The 15495-nt window shown below is 51.6% G+C and carries 13 protein-coding genes; 8 read left to right on the top strand and 5 right to left on the bottom strand.

The window, feature by feature from the left end:
- Positions 1–43: 43 nt before the first annotated feature.
- Complete coding sequence (locus LCS67_RS01145) at positions 44–943, bottom strand: LysR family transcriptional regulator (protein WP_001556251.1); 900 nt, start codon at positions 941–943, stop codon at positions 44–46.
- 631 nt (positions 944–1574) lie between these two features.
- On the opposite strand from LCS67_RS01145, the gene LCS67_RS01150 reads away from it, so the two are divergent.
- Entirely contained in the window at positions 1575–2177 is a 603-nt protein-coding gene (locus tag LCS67_RS01150; protein WP_001196081.1) for a response regulator transcription factor, read from the top strand.
- A 5-nt stretch (positions 2178–2182) separates the two neighbouring features.
- Here the strand turns inward: LCS67_RS01150 and LCS67_RS01155 are convergent, their stop codons facing one another.
- Positions 2183–2539, bottom strand: a complete 357-nt coding sequence (locus LCS67_RS01155) for a glycoside hydrolase family protein (protein WP_001120252.1) — start codon at positions 2537–2539, stop codon at positions 2183–2185.
- A gap of 280 nt (positions 2540–2819) precedes the next feature.
- On the opposite strand from LCS67_RS01155, the gene LCS67_RS01160 reads away from it, so the two are divergent.
- On the top strand, positions 2820–4409 hold the full coding sequence (locus LCS67_RS01160) for an STY4199 family HEPN domain-containing protein (protein WP_000185004.1): 1590 nt from the start codon (positions 2820–2822) through the stop codon (positions 4407–4409).
- A 12-nt stretch (positions 4410–4421) separates the two neighbouring features.
- Here LCS67_RS01160 and LCS67_RS01165 read toward each other — a convergent pair whose 3' ends face one another.
- Positions 4422–6071 (bottom strand): alpha,alpha-trehalase, encoded by a 1650-nt coding sequence (locus LCS67_RS01165; protein WP_000934254.1) that lies wholly within the window; start codon positions 6069–6071, stop codon positions 4422–4424.
- 325 nt (positions 6072–6396) lie between these two features.
- Here LCS67_RS01165 and LCS67_RS01170 point away from each other — a divergent pair, with 325 nt between their 5' ends.
- From LCS67_RS01170 to fraE, 5 genes are all read left to right on the top strand, one after another.
- Positions 6397–7116, top strand: a complete 720-nt coding sequence (locus LCS67_RS01170) for a GntR family transcriptional regulator (protein ID WP_000572566.1) — start codon at positions 6397–6399, stop codon at positions 7114–7116.
- Positions 7117–7291: 175 nt separating this feature from the next.
- The gene (fraB, locus tag LCS67_RS01175; RefSeq protein WP_077916009.1) at positions 7292–8269 is read left to right on the top strand and encodes a 6-phosphofructose-aspartate deglycase; all 978 of its coding nucleotides are present in this window, start codon (positions 7292–7294) and stop codon (positions 8267–8269) included.
- Between the two features lie 63 nt (positions 8270–8332).
- A complete protein-coding gene (fraD, locus tag LCS67_RS01180) occupies positions 8333–9178 on the top strand; it encodes a fructose-aspartate kinase (protein WP_000028427.1) in 846 nt (281 codons plus the stop codon).
- Between the two features lie 53 nt (positions 9179–9231).
- Positions 9232–10551, top strand: coding sequence for an anaerobic C4-dicarboxylate transporter family protein (locus LCS67_RS01185; RefSeq protein ID WP_000498935.1), 1320 nt, complete (start codon positions 9232–9234; stop codon positions 10549–10551).
- A gap of 58 nt (positions 10552–10609) precedes the next feature.
- Positions 10610–11653, top strand: a complete 1044-nt coding sequence (gene fraE, locus LCS67_RS01190) for a fructose-asparagine asparaginase (protein WP_000702755.1) — start codon at positions 10610–10612, stop codon at positions 11651–11653.
- 46 nt (positions 11654–11699) lie between these two features.
- On the opposite strand, the gene gorA is transcribed toward fraE, so the two are convergent.
- Together gorA and LCS67_RS01200 are read right to left on the bottom strand one after the other, a co-directional pair.
- Complete coding sequence (gene gorA / locus LCS67_RS01195) at positions 11700–13052, bottom strand: glutathione-disulfide reductase (protein WP_000160765.1); 1353 nt, start codon at positions 13050–13052, stop codon at positions 11700–11702.
- Positions 13053–13156: 104 nt separating this feature from the next.
- Positions 13157–13999 carry a 23S rRNA (adenine(2030)-N(6))-methyltransferase RlmJ gene (locus LCS67_RS01200; RefSeq protein ID WP_000954235.1) on the bottom strand — a complete coding sequence of 281 codons (843 nt, stop codon included), beginning with the start codon at positions 13997–13999 and terminating at the stop codon, positions 13157–13159.
- A 210-nt stretch (positions 14000–14209) separates the two neighbouring features.
- Here LCS67_RS01200 and LCS67_RS01205 point away from each other — a divergent pair, with 210 nt between their 5' ends.
- A complete protein-coding gene (locus tag LCS67_RS01205; protein ID WP_000766150.1) occupies positions 14210–15481 on the top strand; it encodes an acid phosphatase in 1272 nt (423 codons plus the stop codon).
- Positions 15482–15495 lie beyond the last annotated feature (14 nt).

Genomic DNA, 15495 nt, shown 5'->3' on the forward strand with positions numbered 1-15495 from the left:
ATATGTCAGTATAGCTTCTCCCCGGTGGATGCTGAAAATGCGGCTACTCTGCGGCCTCTTTAATGGTTTCAGTCAGCCATACCATAAACAGGTGTACCCGGCGGGAAAGATTACGGCGATGGGGATAATGCAGCGTCACCGGCAGTGGAGCGGCGCGATATTGCGGTAAAATTTCAATGAGCGTTCCGGCGCGTAACGCCTCCCGTACAGCAATGCGCGGCGTCTGAATGATTCCTAATCCTGCCAGACAGGCCGTATGCCAGGTCTCCGTACTGTTTACCGTTAGCATTCCGCCGGTTTTTACCCACTGCATACCGTGGGGAGTTTCAAAGGCAAAACCCGGTGAAGAGACTCCCGGCGTCAATGAATAATGCACCACCGCATGTGAGGCGAGATCGTCAAGGTTTTCTGGATACCCAAAGCGCGCCAGGTATTGTGGGCTGGCGCAGTTCACCCTTCTCAGTTTGCCAAGCGGGCGCGTCAGTATCCCTGGCGCATGTAGCGGATCTGTACGCACCACGCAGTCGAAATCTTCCCGTAGTAAATCGACCTGTCGATCGCTACTACAAAGTTCCAGCGCAATGCCGGGATACTGATGCAAAAAAGTGGGCAGGCGCGGCATGATGAGGCTGTTTGCGAGACATGGCGGTATATCTACCCGTATTTTGCCACTGATACTGGCGGGATCAGGCTGGAAAAGACCTTCCAGTTCATCCAGGTTACTCAACAAATCTTTTGCCCGTTCGTAGTAAACCATTCCGTCCTGAGTAAGCTGTACCCGCCGGGTGGTGCGGTGGAGCAGGCGGATGCCCAGTTGATGTTCTAACGCTTGTATTTGCCGTGAGACGCTGCCTTTGGGAAGGCCGATATCCTCTGCTGCGCGGGAAAAACTTTCCCGTTCCGCCACGCGTACAAACAATTTCATTGCATATATTTTATCCATCATCAGGCTCTATTATTGTTTTTATTGAAACAGTGACGCTGAAGCGGCTGGTTTTATTGATTTTCTAGCATCTAATAAGCCCTTTCGCAATCATTGCTCGCGTGACGAATACGTCTGATCGCGTTGCTCGGCGGATTTATCGCCTTCCGGCCAGGCTTTTTAGCGTCAAAAAGCCGATAAACGGGACGAGGGCGGTAAAACACGCCGATAACAGCGGGTGTAGTGGGGCAGAGAAATGCATGTACATACACGGTATTGTCATTGACCCATCGTCGCAGTTTTTAGGCGGATTGATTAATTTTTTAACAAAATGTGCTACTTTATTTTTTGTAACACATCAGGTGAAAAGCAGATATTTCCTTTGTGACGCGCCAGGCGTACTCTTCATTGAATTAATATTCAAATTAGCCTTGTCTGTTTGTACTAATAAGATATTCCTTACTTTAAAAGGCTAATTTTAGCGAATTCTGTAATCCCGATGTTGAAGCTGTAAATATTCATAACCTTTCCCTTCCTCAACCAATGACTATCGGTAAAATGGCCTATACCAAATGGCGACTTCTTATTTTACCCTACGGGTAATACCCTTCCTCATCTTGAGACTATTATCTTACCCAGGTGGAGAAAAGTAATGCAGGTAATCATGTTTGACAGGCAGTCAATATTTATTCATGGAATGAAAATCAGTTTGCAGCAGCACATTCCAGGAATAAGTATCCAGAGTGTCGGTCAGGCAGAAGAACTCTGGCAAAAAATAGAAAGCGCGCCGGATGCGCTGGTCATGCTGGATAGCGGCCTGGATGCTGAATTTTGCCGCGAGGTGTTACAAAGAATCGCGCAGCAATTTCCGGAGGTGAAGATTATTATCACGGCGATGGATGGCAGTCAAAAGTGGCTGCATGAAGTCATGCAATTTAACGTTCAGGCCGTGGTGCCACGCGATTCTGATGCCGAAACCTTTGTCCTTGCGCTCAATGCTGTCGCTCGCGGGATGATGTTTTTACCGGGGGATTGGTTAAATTCAACGGAGCTGGAGTCCCGTGATATAAAAGCGTTAAGCGCCCGCCAGCGGGAAATTTTACAGATGCTTGCCGCAGGAGAATCAAATAAACAAATTGGGCGGGCGTTAAATATTAGTACCGGGACGGTTAAAGCGCATCTGGAGTCGCTTTACCGGCGGCTGGATGTAAAAAATCGTACCCAGGCCGCCATGATGTTAAATGAATCGAATTAACGACGTTAAATTCGCAGTCCGCTTATTTCTGGCTGTGAAATATCACCCGTATTGATTAATGATAAAAAACGCTGATGTCCGATGCTGAACATCAGCGCAATAAGCGTTTCGCGTTGAAACCGATCATTAAGTTCCGGCAAACAATTCTGTAGCAGCATATCGCAGCTATTGAGGTCATCCAGCAAGAATGCCTCCGCCTGTTCGGGCGTAATGAACGTCAGCGTCTCATCCGGCGTCAACATATGCCCGTAACCAATCACCCAGTTACCCTGCCGATCGCGATACTTTTCCAGCGACAGACCCTGCCACTGTTTAATAAACGCGATGCAGGCGGAGCTAAAGCGAGATGAAATGTGCGGCATGGCATCTTTCTCATAAAAAGCGCGATTATAAAGTGTGCTGCACGCGTGGCTAGCGGTCAGACGGCCAAACGCAGGCAGGGAAAAGGTCTATGCCGTTCAGCGTCACGCCGCGTTGACAGAATGAAAAACTGATGTTTTTGGTTAGTAACCGATCTTCTTATAAATTTGCAATCATTAAGATTAAGTCACTGAAATGTGGCTAAATCTGTTATATCTATGAAAAAACATAATTAAAAGAAAACGAAGATCTCGTCGCGGGATCGTCTTTTTAGGGAAGATAATGACGAATAGCGCTTCGCAGGCGACACGCGCGCCTTTTGAGCATAGCCTGGGGATTATCCGCCAGGCATCAATAGAAATCCTGCTGCTGCTGGGTATTCATACCACAGAGGGAAAAGAGCCCCGGTGGTTCATGGAACAACTTGAGCAGGCGCGTCTTAACCTGGGCGGTTGGGGCGCGGTGGCGAAAAAATTGCGGATAAATGACGCGCAGTTGAGCCAGTTTATGCTGCAACTGCGTCACCTTCAGCAGCATGTTCCCCAGTATGACAGCGGGCAAGAGGTGAGCGAAAATCAACTCCTTGCCGCGTTGCGTTTTGTCACCTCGCTGGAACATCTACGTCAGCAGCAGCCGCTACTGACGTATCAAACTGAGCTGGAAGACCCCGACCAGGAGGCGCATCTTGAGGCGCAGCGTCAGCTTCGGGCGATAGAACTGACGTTAAAAGCGCTTATTGCGCGCGCATGGCCGGATCGGGCGTCGCTGAATCACTACCTCAAGCAACATTTTGGCCCGGACCGTTTGCGCCAGTGGTTAAAACAGGGAGAAGATCAACATGCGCTGGAGGGCATGTTGTTCAGCGAACTGGCGCTTATGGTGGTCGATAAAAAATTGTTTGCCCGTCATTACGTCAGAATTTTTAATGACGCCTCAGCGTTAACGCTGTTCGCCGAGTCGCGCACCACTCTGCGTATGTTTCTGGATGATTGTCGCCTCGCGCGAAACGAGGTTATCGCCAGGCAGCCGCTCACCTCAGCGCAGCTTATGCTGCTAAACGTTCAGTATCAGCAAATCGTTCGGCCCATCCAGCGCGCCTATGCCGAAAAACGTACCCGCGTGAATCCCGCTTCGTTTCTGCTGGCGGATGAACGTGAATTGCGCCAGTTCTGGGAAACCGCGCGGCTTAAAGATCGGCAGGCCGGGGGAGATAAGCATGAGATTAGCGAGAGCATAGAACCACCGCGTAAGCGGCCTCCGCGTACGCCTGAAGAGCGTGAGCAACTTATTTCCGGCGCTTTGTGGGGCGCGGTTGGCGTCATGACGCTGGCGATACTGGCGGGCGCGTTCTGGCTATTTAGTTCGTCGTCGCCAGGCTCCGATAACGGGCAAGCTCCCGCAATGGCGCAGGATGAACCGCCGCGCGAGGCGCCTTCCGCGCGGGAAACGCTCAATCATATGGGGATTACCTGGGATGCGTTTACCATGCGGGCGGCGATAGAGCGCAATGATACGCGGGTGACGGCGCTGTTCCTCCAGGGCGGAATGAACTGGCAGCTCGCGTGGACGGAGCAGGCGTTTGCGGCAGGACATACCGAGGTGCTGCAACTGTTGTTGCGTTATCCCGCGCTGATGGATGAGGTCAAACCCTGCCGACGATTTATCACAACGTTAAGTCATGACATGTCGAGCGGCGCGCCGCTGACCGCGATGCATAAAACCTATTTGCAAACGTTTTGCACCGTTCCGGCTGTTGTGACGCGCCAGCAGCACGATACGGAGCAGGCCCGACTGCGCGCTCAGGCCCGGCCCAGCGCAGACAATAAAAAATGGCTGAAAATTCAGTCAGCCATTTATGATGCGATTCACTGAGGCCGGAGCAGGTTAAGGCTCTCCGTAAAGGCCAATCAGGCGGCGCACCACGCCATTGGTCCAGCCGAATCCATCCTGTAGCGGATACTCGCCCCCGCCGCCTTCGCGGGGCGTACCGCCGGAAATATGGTATTTCTCGATCAGTTTATGGTGCTCCTGATAAAAATGGTTCACCGTTTTTAACCAGTTATGGGCGATTTCATCGCCCAGCATATCGTCGCCATACAGTTTGAAGCCCTGAATCGCCATCCATTGCAGCGGTGCCCAGCCGTTCGGTTTATCCCACTGTTCGCCGGTTTCGTATTCGGTCGCCATAATCCCGCCGGGCGTTAACAGACGGCTGCGTACCACGTTTGCCAGACGGTCGGCCTGCTCATGGTTCGCCATACCGACATACAGCGGCACGATACTGGCGGCGGAAAAGAGCGCCATTTCTTCGCGTCGCCAGTCATAGTCCCGATAACAGCCGTTTTCATCATCCCACAGATAATGGTTCACGGCGGCGCGTCGATCGCTGGCTTTCTGGCGAAATAGCGCCTCGGTGTCACGTTCGCCTTTCAGTGCTGAAATATTGGCGATAGCGCTCTCCAGTTTATACAGAAAAGCGTTCAAATCGATAGGGATAAACTGGGTCGTACGTATGCTGGCAAGCCGGCCCGCATCGCGTAGCCAGCGTGAAGAATAGTCCCAGCCGGACGCCGCCCCGGCGCGCAAATCCCGGTAGACTTCATTGGGTGGACGACCGGAATGTTTTGCGGTTTCGACATCTTCCAGCCAGGACTCGTCGCGCGGCGTGTCGCGATCGTCCCAGTAGCGGTTCAGCAGGGAACCGTCCGGCATCCGCACAACGTGGCGATAAGCCTGGTTGAGTGCCAGCGATTCGGCGCCGTCCATCCAGAAGGCGTATTCCATTTTGAGATGGTCGAGATAACGCCGTGCGCCGCGCACGCCATCTTCTTCGAACAGTTCAACCATCAGGGCGAAAACCGGCGGCTGCGAGCGGCTCAGATAATAGGTCCGGTTGCCGTTGGGAATATGGCCATAGTTTTCAATCATCCAGGCGAAATTATCCGCCATACATTTAAGTAAGTCTTCGCGCCCGCTTTCCGCCAGACCCAGCATGGTAAAATAAGAGTCCCAATAATAGGTTTCGCTAAAACGGCCTCCCGGCACGATATAGGATTGCGGCAGCGCCAGCAGCGAAGACCACGGAATATGATCCTGCGGTTCGCGCGTCAGTATCGGCCAAAGCTGGTCAATATGTTCTTTGAGCGAGTTTTCGGGGTTAGAGACATACTCGCTGGATAAGGTTTCCGGTAGCCAGAAATGGTTCTCGACGAAGCGGCGTAAGTCAAAATCACGGTGGCGTCTGACCTTACGGTAGCGGATCAGGATATCAAGCGGGTCCATCTTCGGCGCGCAGTCCGGGAACGTTTTACTGTCTGGAAACAGTTTTGTTGACTGTACATGCTCGAACAGTTCGAGATACCGATCGGCAGGGGTCAGGGCGTCAGAGGCGGGAAGCCCCTCGATCATCTCCGGCTCCGGTTCCGCCTCGATCATTTCATCCAGCTTTAACTCGCACGGGTCTGTTTCATAAAGCAGATCGACATCAATAGTCAGATCTTCAGAAGGCGTGGGGTTTAATTTCTGGTTGAGCATAATGACAAGGACCTCCGGCTTGCGTCGTAAAAGATACGGGTGTTGCCCGGCTGTCTATTAAGCGTAGACATTCGCTTCGATACCTGAGTGGCAAAGTGTGCGGTAGATCACATTTTACAATTTGCCTCTCAAGAAAAACACTTCATAAGTTACTGAATAATATTGCGAAAATCCTATTTTCATGGCGCCCGTCCCAGACCTAAAATCAGAACATTCGTTTCATAGCGGTATCACTACATCGCCGCATGGCGTGGATTCACAAGCAAAGGTAACGTAAATAGTTATAATACAAGCTATGGCACCATGATAATACAAATGGATACAAATGATCGAGCAACCCGACAGTAAAAGCGCCAAACCGCTTTATAAGCAGCTTGAAGCCGCCTTAAAAGAGGCCATTGCGCGTGGAGAGTATAAACCAGGCCAGCAGATCCCGACGGAAAATGAACTGAGCGCGCGCTGGCAGGTGAGCAGGGTCACGGTCCGTAAGGCGCTGGATGCGCTGACGCGTGAAAATTTGCTGACCCGTGTCTCCGGCAAAGGCACCTTTGTCTCTGGTGAGAAATTTCAGCGCAGCATGACCGGCATCATGAGTTTCAGCGAGTTATGCCAGTCTCAGGGACGTCGCCCGGGGTCACGCACCATCAAATCCGTTTTTGAATCGGTAGACGATGAGACAAAAGCGTTACTGAATATGAACGATGGCGAAAAAGCGGTCGTCATTGAACGTATCCGCTATGCCGACGATGTGGCGGTATCGCTGGAAACCGTACATCTTCCCCCACGTTTTGCGTTTTTGCTGGACGAAGATCTTAATAATCACTCTTTGTATGAATGCTTACGCGAGAAATACCATTTATGGTTTACCCACTCCCGTAAGATGATCGAACTGGTTTATGCCAGCTTTGAAGTCGCCCATTATCTTGGCGTCAACGAGGGTTATCCGCTGATCCTGATAAAAAGTGAAATGATTGATAACAAAGGAGAACTCTCCTGCGTTTCGCAACAGTTGATTGTCGGCGATAAAATACGGTTTACCGTATGATGTCAGCATTACGCTAACGAAGAGCAGGCTGAATCGGGATCCAGCTCGCGGATCCCGATTTTTTTTGGTTTCCATCTTGATCAAATGTCTTTAAATGTCATATAAAAATAACAATACATTATGAGTCATTTATGGCGAATCCTCGCCTGTATCATTGATGGAACCAGAGGAAAGCATGATGGGTATGAAAGAGACAGTTAGCAATATTGTGACCAGCCAGGCAGAGAAAGGGGGCGTTAGACACGTCTATTACGTGGCGTGCGGCGGTTCTTATGCGGCGTTCTATCCGGCGAAAGCATTTTTAGAAAAAGAAGCGAAAGCGTTGACTGTCGGTCTGTATAACAGCGGAGAATTTATTAACAACCCGCCGGTAGCGCTGGGAGAAAATGCCGTTGTGGTTGTCGCCTCCCACAAAGGTAATACGCCAGAGACAATTAAAGCGGCTGAAATCGCCCGTCAACACGGCGCGCCGGTCATTGGTTTAACCTGGGTAATGGATTCACCGTTGGTGGCGCATTGCGACTATGTGGAAACGTACACGTTTGGCGACGGTAAAGATATTGCCGGAGAGAAAACGATGAAAGGCCTGCTGAGTGCGGTCGAACTGCTCCAGCAGACGGAAGGGTATGCGCACTACGACGATTTTCAGGATGGCGTCAGCAAAATCAACCGTATCGTCTGGCGCGCTTGCGAGCAGGTTGCGGAGCGTGCGCAGGCGTTCGCGCAGGAATATAAAGACGATAAAGTCATTTACACCGTCGCCAGCGGCGCGGGCTATGGCGCAGCCTACCTACAGAGCATCTGTATCTTTATGGAAATGCAATGGATACATTCCGCCTGTATTCATAGCGGTGAGTTTTTCCACGGGCCGTTTGAAATTACCGATGCGAATACGCCTTTCTTCTTCCAGTTTTCCGAGGGCAATACGCGGGCGGTGGATGAACGCGCGTTAAACTTCCTGAAAAAATATGGCCGCCGGATTGAAGTTGTCGATGCGAAAGAGCTGGGGCTATCGACCATTAAAACCACGGTTATTGATTACTTTAACCACTCTCTCTTTAATAACGTTTATCCCGTTTACAATCGGGCGTTAGCTGAGGCGCGCCAGCATCCGTTAACGACGCGCCGCTATATGTGGAAAGTGGAATATTAATTACATCAGGATGGATAAAAAAGCAGGGACGCTTTTTATTGTAAAGACAAACAAGGAATAATGATGAGCATCAGCGTATTGGGTATTGGCGACAACGTTGTCGATAAATACCTGCATTCCGGCATCATGTACCCCGGCGGTAATGCATTAAATTTTGCTGTCTATGCGAAATTAGCAGACATCCCCAGCGCGTTTATGGGGGCGTTTGGCAATGACGACGCCGCGCAGCACGTACAGGATGTATTACACCAGCTACAGATAGATATCTCTCACAGCCGCCATTATACCGGCGAAAATGGATATGCTTGTATCCGTCTCTCGCATGGCGATCGACAATTTGTCGCCAGCAACAAAAACGGCGTATTGCGGGAACATCCTTTTAGCCTGTCTGACGATGATCTTCGCTATATATCACAATTTACATTAGTCCATTCCAGTATTAACGGCCATCTGGAATCGGAGCTGGAGAAAATTAAACAACAAACCGTCTTACTCTCTTTTGATTTTTCCGGGCGCGGTACAGACGACTATTTTGAAAAGGTATGCCCGTGGGTAGATTACGGATTTATCTCCTGCAGCGGGTTATCGCCAGATGAAATCAAAATAAAACTCAATAAACTTTATCGTTATGGCTGTCGGCATATTATTGCCACCTGCGGGCATGAAAAAGTTTATTATTTTTCCGGCGCGGATTATCTGGAGTGGCAACCTGTTTATATCGAACCTGTCGATACGCTGGGCGCAGGCGACGCCTTCTTAACCGGTTTTTTGCTTTCCATTTTGCAATCGGGTATGGCGGAACCCGATAAAGAAAGCGTGTTACGCGCCATGTGGCAGGGCGGGAAATCGGCGGCGCAGATTTTATCTCATTACGGCGCATTTGGTTTTGGTAAACCGTTTGCACAATAGGTTACGTCCCTCAATGTAAAGCGACACTCACTCCAGATAACCCAGGAGGAAGTATGTTTTGGACGGAATTATGTTTTATCCTTGTGGCCCTGATGATAGGCGCCAGGATCGGCGGCGTATTTTTAGGGATGGTCGGCGGGTTAGGCGTCGGCGTGATGGTTTTTATTTTTGGTCTGACGCCTTCTACGCCACCGATTGATGTTATTCTGATAATTCTTTCTGTTGTCCTGGCGGCCGCATCTTTACAGGCCTCCGGCGGGCTGGATTTACTGGTCAAACTGGCGGAAAAAATTCTGCGTCGCCACCCTCGTTACATTACGTTATTAGCGCCGTTTATCTGTTATATCTTCACGTTTATGTCAGGAACGGGGCATGTCGTTTATAGCTTGCTGCCGGTTATTTCTGAAGTCGCACGGGATTCAGGTATTCGACCGGAACGTCCTTTATCTATTTCTGTTATTGCATCGCAACAGGCGATCACCGCCAGTCCTATATCTGCCGCCATGGCGGCGATGATTGGTTTAATGGCGCCGTTGGGCGTCTCTATTTCAACCATTATGATGATTTGCGTGCCCGCCACGTTAATCGGCGTAGCGATGGGGGCAATAGCGACCTTTAATAAAGGAAAAGAGTTAAAAGACGATCCGGAATATCAACGTCGGCTTGCTGAAGGGTTAATTAAACCTGCGCAGAAAGAAAGTAAAAATACGGTGGTCACTTCGCGCGCCAAATTGTCGGTGGCGTTATTTCTGACCAGCGCGATCGTTATCGTTCTCTTAGGATTGATTCCGGCGCTTCGGCCCATGGTGGAGACAGCGAAAGGGCTACAACCGCTTTCGATGTCCGCCGCTATCCAGATTACGATGCTCTCTTTTGCCTGCCTGATTGTGTTGTTATGCCGGCCGCAGGTCGATCAAATTATCAGCGGTACGGTATTTCGGGCGGGCGCGCTGGCGATTGTCTGCGCCTTCGGCCTGGCCTGGATGAGTGAGACGTTCGTGAATGGTCATATCGCGTTGATTAAGGCAGAAGTGCAAACTCTATTGCAACAGCATACCTGGCTTATCGCCATTATGATGTTTTTCGTGTCCGCTATGGTCAGCAGCCAGGCGGCAACGACGTTAATTCTGTTGCCGCTGGGGCTGGCGTTAGGGTTGCCCGCTTATGCGTTAATCGGCTCCTGGCCTGCCGTTAACGGCTATTTCTTTATTCCGGTGGCAGGGCAGTGTCTGGCGGCGCTGGCGTTTGACGATACCGGTACGACGCGTATTGGCAAATATGTGCTTAACCATAGTTTTATGCGTCCGGGATTAGTTAACGTGATTGTCTCGGTCATTGTCGGGCTGTTAATAGGAAAAATGGTTCTGGCCTGATTGTTATTAAATTTTTTATAGCACACGTCACTTATTATTTTTAATTCAGAGGAAGAAAATGAAAATTAGAGTTTTCATGGCCACCGTGTTGCTGCTCATCAGCCACTGTGTATTTAGCACAACGTCACTACCGCATATTGTTATTCTCGCGACAGGCGGTACTATCGCCGGGACGGCAGCCAATAATACGCAAACCGCCGGATATAAATCTGGTGAACTTGGCGTGCAAACATTAATAAATGCCGTGCCGGAAATGAATAATATCGCTCGCGTTGACGGCGAGCAGGTGGCGAATATTGGTAGCGAAAATATGACCAGCGATATCATCCTGAAACTTTCACAGAAGGTGAATGCGTTATTGGCGCGGGACGATGTTGACGGTGTGGTTATTACTCATGGCACTGACACGCTCGATGAAACCGCCTACTTTCTTAATTTGACCGTGAAAAGCGACAAACCGGTGGTGTTTACCGCTGCAATGCGGCCCGCGTCGGCAATCAGCGCCGATGGCGCAATGAACCTGCTGGAAGCGGTCACGGTGGCTGCTGACCCGAATGCGAAGGGACGCGGTGTGATGGTGGTTTTAAACGATCGTATTGGTTCGGCGCGCTTTGTGACGAAAACTAATGCCACGACTCTGGATACCTTTAAAGCGCCGGAAGAGGGCTATCTGGGGGTCATCGTTAATGGTCAGCCACAGTTCGAAACGCGGGTGGAAAAAATTCATACCCTGCGATCTGTTTTTGACGTACGTAATATCAAAAAATTACCCAATGTGGTGATTATTTACGGCTATCAGGACGACCCGGAATATATGTATGATGCGGCGATCGCCCATCACGCGGACGGTATTATTTATGCCGGAACCGGCGCAGGTTCGGTCTCGGTACGCAGCGACGCGGGGATTAAAAAAGCGGAGAAAGCCGGGATTATCGTGGTGCGCGCTTCCCGCACCGGAAACGGCGTCGTACCGTTGGATAAAGGGCAGCCAGGGCTGGTGTCTGACTCGCTCAACCCGGCGAAGGCGCGAGTCTTGCTGATGACGGCATTAACTCAGACGCGTAATCCGGAACTGATCCAGAGTTATTTCAGTACGTATTAATCATGCAGGCTTGTGCGCCCACCCTTGAAGATGGGCGCACAAGATATTAACGCATGGTCACAAACTCTTCCGATGCGGTCGGGTGAATAGCGACGGTATTATCGAAGTCTTTCTTGGTAGCGCCCATCTTCAGCGCCACTGCGAAGCCCTGCAACATTTCATCCATGCCGAAGCCGATACCGTGGATACCCACAATTTTTTCTTCCGGCCCGACGCAGACCAGCTTCATACGGCACGGCTGGCGGTGCGTCGTCACCGCGGTATACATAGCGGTAAACGATGATTTATAGACTTTTACCTGCTCGTCGCCGTACTGCTCGCGCGCCTGCGGCTCGCTTAATCCGACGGTGCCGATAGGCGGATGGCTAAAGACCACGGTCGGGATGTTGCTGTAGTCCAGATGCTCGTCCGGCTTGTTGTTAAACAGGCGTTCGGAGAGACGGCGACCGGCGGCGACGGCGACTGGCGTTAACTCCACTGCGCCGGTGTTATCGCCAACGGCGTAAATGCCTTCTACGTTCGTGTTCTGCCATTTATCAACGATGATGTAACCTTTTTCATTGGTTTTCACGCCCGCTGCCGCCAGATTAATATTGTCGGTCGACGGTTCGCGACCAATGGCCCAGATCAGGCAATCAACGGTTTCACTGCGGCCATCTTCCAGTTCCAGAGTCAGACTGCCGTCGGCGTTTTTCACCACCGCTTTCGGCACGGCGTGAGTATGCAGTTGCGGGCCTTCGGCGTTCATCACCTCAACCAGCGTTTCGCTAATCATTGGGTCAAAACTGCGCAGCGGCGCATGTTTACGGACAAACAGATGCGTTTTCGCCCCCAGCGCGTTGATAACGCCAGCCAGTTCAACGGCGATATAACCTGCGCCTACCACCGCGACGCGCTCCGGCAAGGCCGACAGCGCAAAGAAACCGTCGGAATCAATGCCGTATTCCACGCCTGGAATCTCAGGATGGCTTGGACGGCCGCCGGTAGCGATCAAAATATGGTCGGCGGTAATGGTTTCGCCGTTCACTTCAATGGTTTTGGCATCGACAAAGCGGGCAAAGCCTTTAATCACATCCACGTTATTTTTGCCCAGCACGTTGTCGTATGAAGTATGGATGCGGTCAATATACGCGGTACGGCTGGCAATCAGCTTGCTCCAGTCGAACTGATTAATCGTGGCGTCAAAACCGTAGTCCGGGCCATACAGATGAATCGCTTCACGAATCTGCGCGGCATGCCACATCACTTTCTTCGGCACGCAGCCCACGTTAACACAGGTGCCGCCCAGCTCTTTGGCTTCGATGAGCGCACATTTCTGGCCGTACATAGCGGCGCGGTTAATCGAGGCGATACCGCCGCTGCCGCCGCCGATAGCGATGTAATCATAGTGTTTGGTCATGACCGCTCCTTTATGTTCGTTGTCGGACGGATAGATTCTGCGCTACCCGCCAAAATATTCGCGATTGTATACCTGAAGGTGAAAGGTTCCACCGATGGCTGTGATTACTCCGGCACGATCCAGCTTACCGAAGTGTGTCCGTGACCGTTTGGCGCCAACCTGCTGTGCAGCCACGGTAGCACGTTGTTCATCTGCTGCTCCAGTTTCCACGGCGGGTTAACCACGATCATACCGGACGCCGTCATCCCGCGCTGATCGCTGTCCGGGCGGATCGCCAGCTCAATTTGCAGGATTTTACGGATGCCGGTGGCCTCCAGCTCATGAATCATGCGCTTAATTTGCTGGCGGAGCACCACCGGATACCATAGCGCGTATGTACCAGTGGCGAAACGTTTATAACCCTCGCTGATGCCGCTGACTACCGCCTGGTAGTCGGTTTTCATTTCATAAGGCGGGTCAATGAGGATCAGACCGCGGCGGGAAACCGGCGGCAATTTGGCTTTCAGTTGCTGATAGCCGTCAGCGCGTTCCACGCGGGCGCGGTTGTCTTTTTGAAACTCCGCGCGCAACAGTGGGAAGTCGCTGGGATGCAATTCCGTGAGTTGCAGACTGTCCTGTTCACGCAGCAACTGGCGGGCGATTAACGGGGAGCCCGGATAGTAGCGTAACTGCCCGCTACGGTTGAAATGTTTTACGACGCTAATATACGGTTCCAGTTCGGCGGGCAGATCGTCCTGCTGCCAGATACGGGCGATGCCTTCCAGATACTCTCCGGTACGTTCAGCATGTTCGCTGCCCAACTGATAACGCCCCGCGCCCGCGTGCGTGTCCAGATAGAGAAACGGTTTTTCTTTCTCTTTTAGCGACTCGATGATCAGGCTCTGAACGGTATGTTTAAGGACGTCGGCGTGGTTGCCAGCGTGAAAGCTGTGACGATAACTGAGCATGGATGCAGATATTCCGGGAAGTAAACAAGTTAGCCGATAGTTTACCGCAGATCCGCGCAGATTACCCCAGTACCGCCATGTTGTTTCGCGCGTTGTGAAAGTATTGCAAGACGTGTTCGTATCATCAAACCGTCAACTGCGCAGGCCAGCATCGCCTGTGGGCAAGGTAGTAGTTTTGACCTGGCGTTATTTTTAATGAAAGGAACCATAATGAAACTACACATTACTGTACTGGCGTCATCTCTGGCGCTGGCGATGCCGGCACTGGCGAAAGATATTCCCCTGTCCCAGGCGGAGTCGATAGCAAAAAGCGTGACGCCCGACTCGGCGAGCGTCGCCTTTAATGACCTTGAGGCTCAATGGCTGACACAGTTGCGTAAGGCATTACAAGGCGATACCGCCGCGTTGACTCGCGACGCCCTGGCTCAGATGCGACAGAATTCCATCCAGGCGGATAATGCCTGGTTACAGGCTAGCGGTTATGATTTTCATACTACTGAGAATCAACAGATGGGGATTACCCTACTTTCCGCCTTCAATACATTGCCGGAAGCAGTATTGAAAGACAATCTGGCGACGGTGACGGCGATTAATCACGATGCCGATGTTAATACCCGTCACCAGGCGCTGGCGGATGCGGAAAGCGTGGAGTATCTCTATTTCCTGAGCGACGCAATGGGGCCGCGGCTGGGGCGGGCATTTCTCGCCGCTTATGATAAAGGTGAGTTGGGCAAAGCGGCAGCGTTGATTAAAGCCTCGGAAGTCAGCACCGGCGCGGCGAAAAAATATTTTCATTACCCGCGTCCTTACCAGGTGCCGGGTAATACTATCCATTTGACGCCGGATGATGTGGTGGTAAAAGATGGTCATCCTTATACCGCAGGTGGCGGTGCTTTTCCCAGCGGACACACGAATACCGGTTATACGGATGCGCTGTTGATGGCGGAAATGATCCCGGAACGCTTTGATGCGCTGGTGATTCGTGGCGCGCGTTATGGCTATTCTCGCCTGGTCCTTGGCGTACACTATCCGCTGGATGTTATGGGCGCGCGGATGGTCGCGCAGCGTAATGTCGCGCATTATCTTAACGATCCGTATTATCGTACGTTATTCAACGAAGCTCGCGCCCAACTGCGCGAGGCGCTGGTGAAAGAGTGCGGTACGACGATTGTCGAATGCGCGGCATCGGCCGGAAAAGACGATCCGTATCGCGATCCGGCTATGCATACCTTCTACCGCTTCACCATGACTTATAACCTGCCGCAACAGAAAGGCGAGCATCAGCCGTTGAAAATACCAAAAGGCGCCGATGTTCTGCTACAGACAGCGCTGCCGAACCTGTCGCCAGCGCAGCGTCAGGCGTTAATGGAAGAGACGGCGTTACCGGCAGGATATCCGTTGTCGGGCGAGACCGAGGATCAACAGTTCTGGCAGCGTCTGGATCTGTCCGCTGCTTACGAGATGGCGAGAAAAACGCGCTGACGTTGTCACCCGGC

It is taken from the genome of Salmonella sp. A7 (assembly GCF_020181675.1).
Taxonomy (GTDB): domain Bacteria; phylum Pseudomonadota; class Gammaproteobacteria; order Enterobacterales; family Enterobacteriaceae; genus Salmonella; species Salmonella enterica.

What these genes read in the sequence shown, in the direction of transcription:
- fraB (WP_077916009.1), top strand. Translation starts at nt 7,292, where the DNA reads ATGATGGGTATGAAAGAGACAGTTAGCAATATTGTGACCAGCCAGGCA.
- LCS67_RS01160 (WP_000185004.1), top strand. Translation starts at nt 2,820, where the DNA reads ATGACGAATAGCGCTTCGCAGGCGACACGCGCGCCTTTTGAGCATAGC.
- gorA (WP_000160765.1), bottom strand. Translation starts at nt 13,052, where the DNA reads ATGACCAAACACTATGATTACATCGCTATCGGCGGCGGCAGCGGCGGT.
- LCS67_RS01165 (WP_000934254.1), bottom strand. Translation starts at nt 6,071, where the DNA reads ATGCTCAACCAGAAATTAAACCCCACGCCTTCTGAAGATCTGACTATT.
- LCS67_RS01150 (WP_001196081.1), top strand. Translation starts at nt 1,575, where the DNA reads ATGCAGGTAATCATGTTTGACAGGCAGTCAATATTTATTCATGGAATG.
- LCS67_RS01145 (WP_001556251.1), bottom strand. Translation starts at nt 943, where the DNA reads ATGGATAAAATATATGCAATGAAATTGTTTGTACGCGTGGCGGAACGG.
- LCS67_RS01185 (WP_000498935.1), top strand. Translation starts at nt 9,232, where the DNA reads ATGTTTTGGACGGAATTATGTTTTATCCTTGTGGCCCTGATGATAGGC.
- fraD (WP_000028427.1), top strand. Translation starts at nt 8,333, where the DNA reads ATGAGCATCAGCGTATTGGGTATTGGCGACAACGTTGTCGATAAATAC.
- LCS67_RS01170 (WP_000572566.1), top strand. Translation starts at nt 6,397, where the DNA reads ATGATCGAGCAACCCGACAGTAAAAGCGCCAAACCGCTTTATAAGCAG.
- LCS67_RS01205 (WP_000766150.1), top strand. Translation starts at nt 14,210, where the DNA reads ATGAAACTACACATTACTGTACTGGCGTCATCTCTGGCGCTGGCGATG.
- LCS67_RS01200 (WP_000954235.1), bottom strand. Translation starts at nt 13,999, where the DNA reads ATGCTCAGTTATCGTCACAGCTTTCACGCTGGCAACCACGCCGACGTC.
- LCS67_RS01155 (WP_001120252.1), bottom strand. Translation starts at nt 2,539, where the DNA reads ATGCCGCACATTTCATCTCGCTTTAGCTCCGCCTGCATCGCGTTTATT.
- fraE (WP_000702755.1), top strand. Translation starts at nt 10,610, where the DNA reads ATGAAAATTAGAGTTTTCATGGCCACCGTGTTGCTGCTCATCAGCCAC.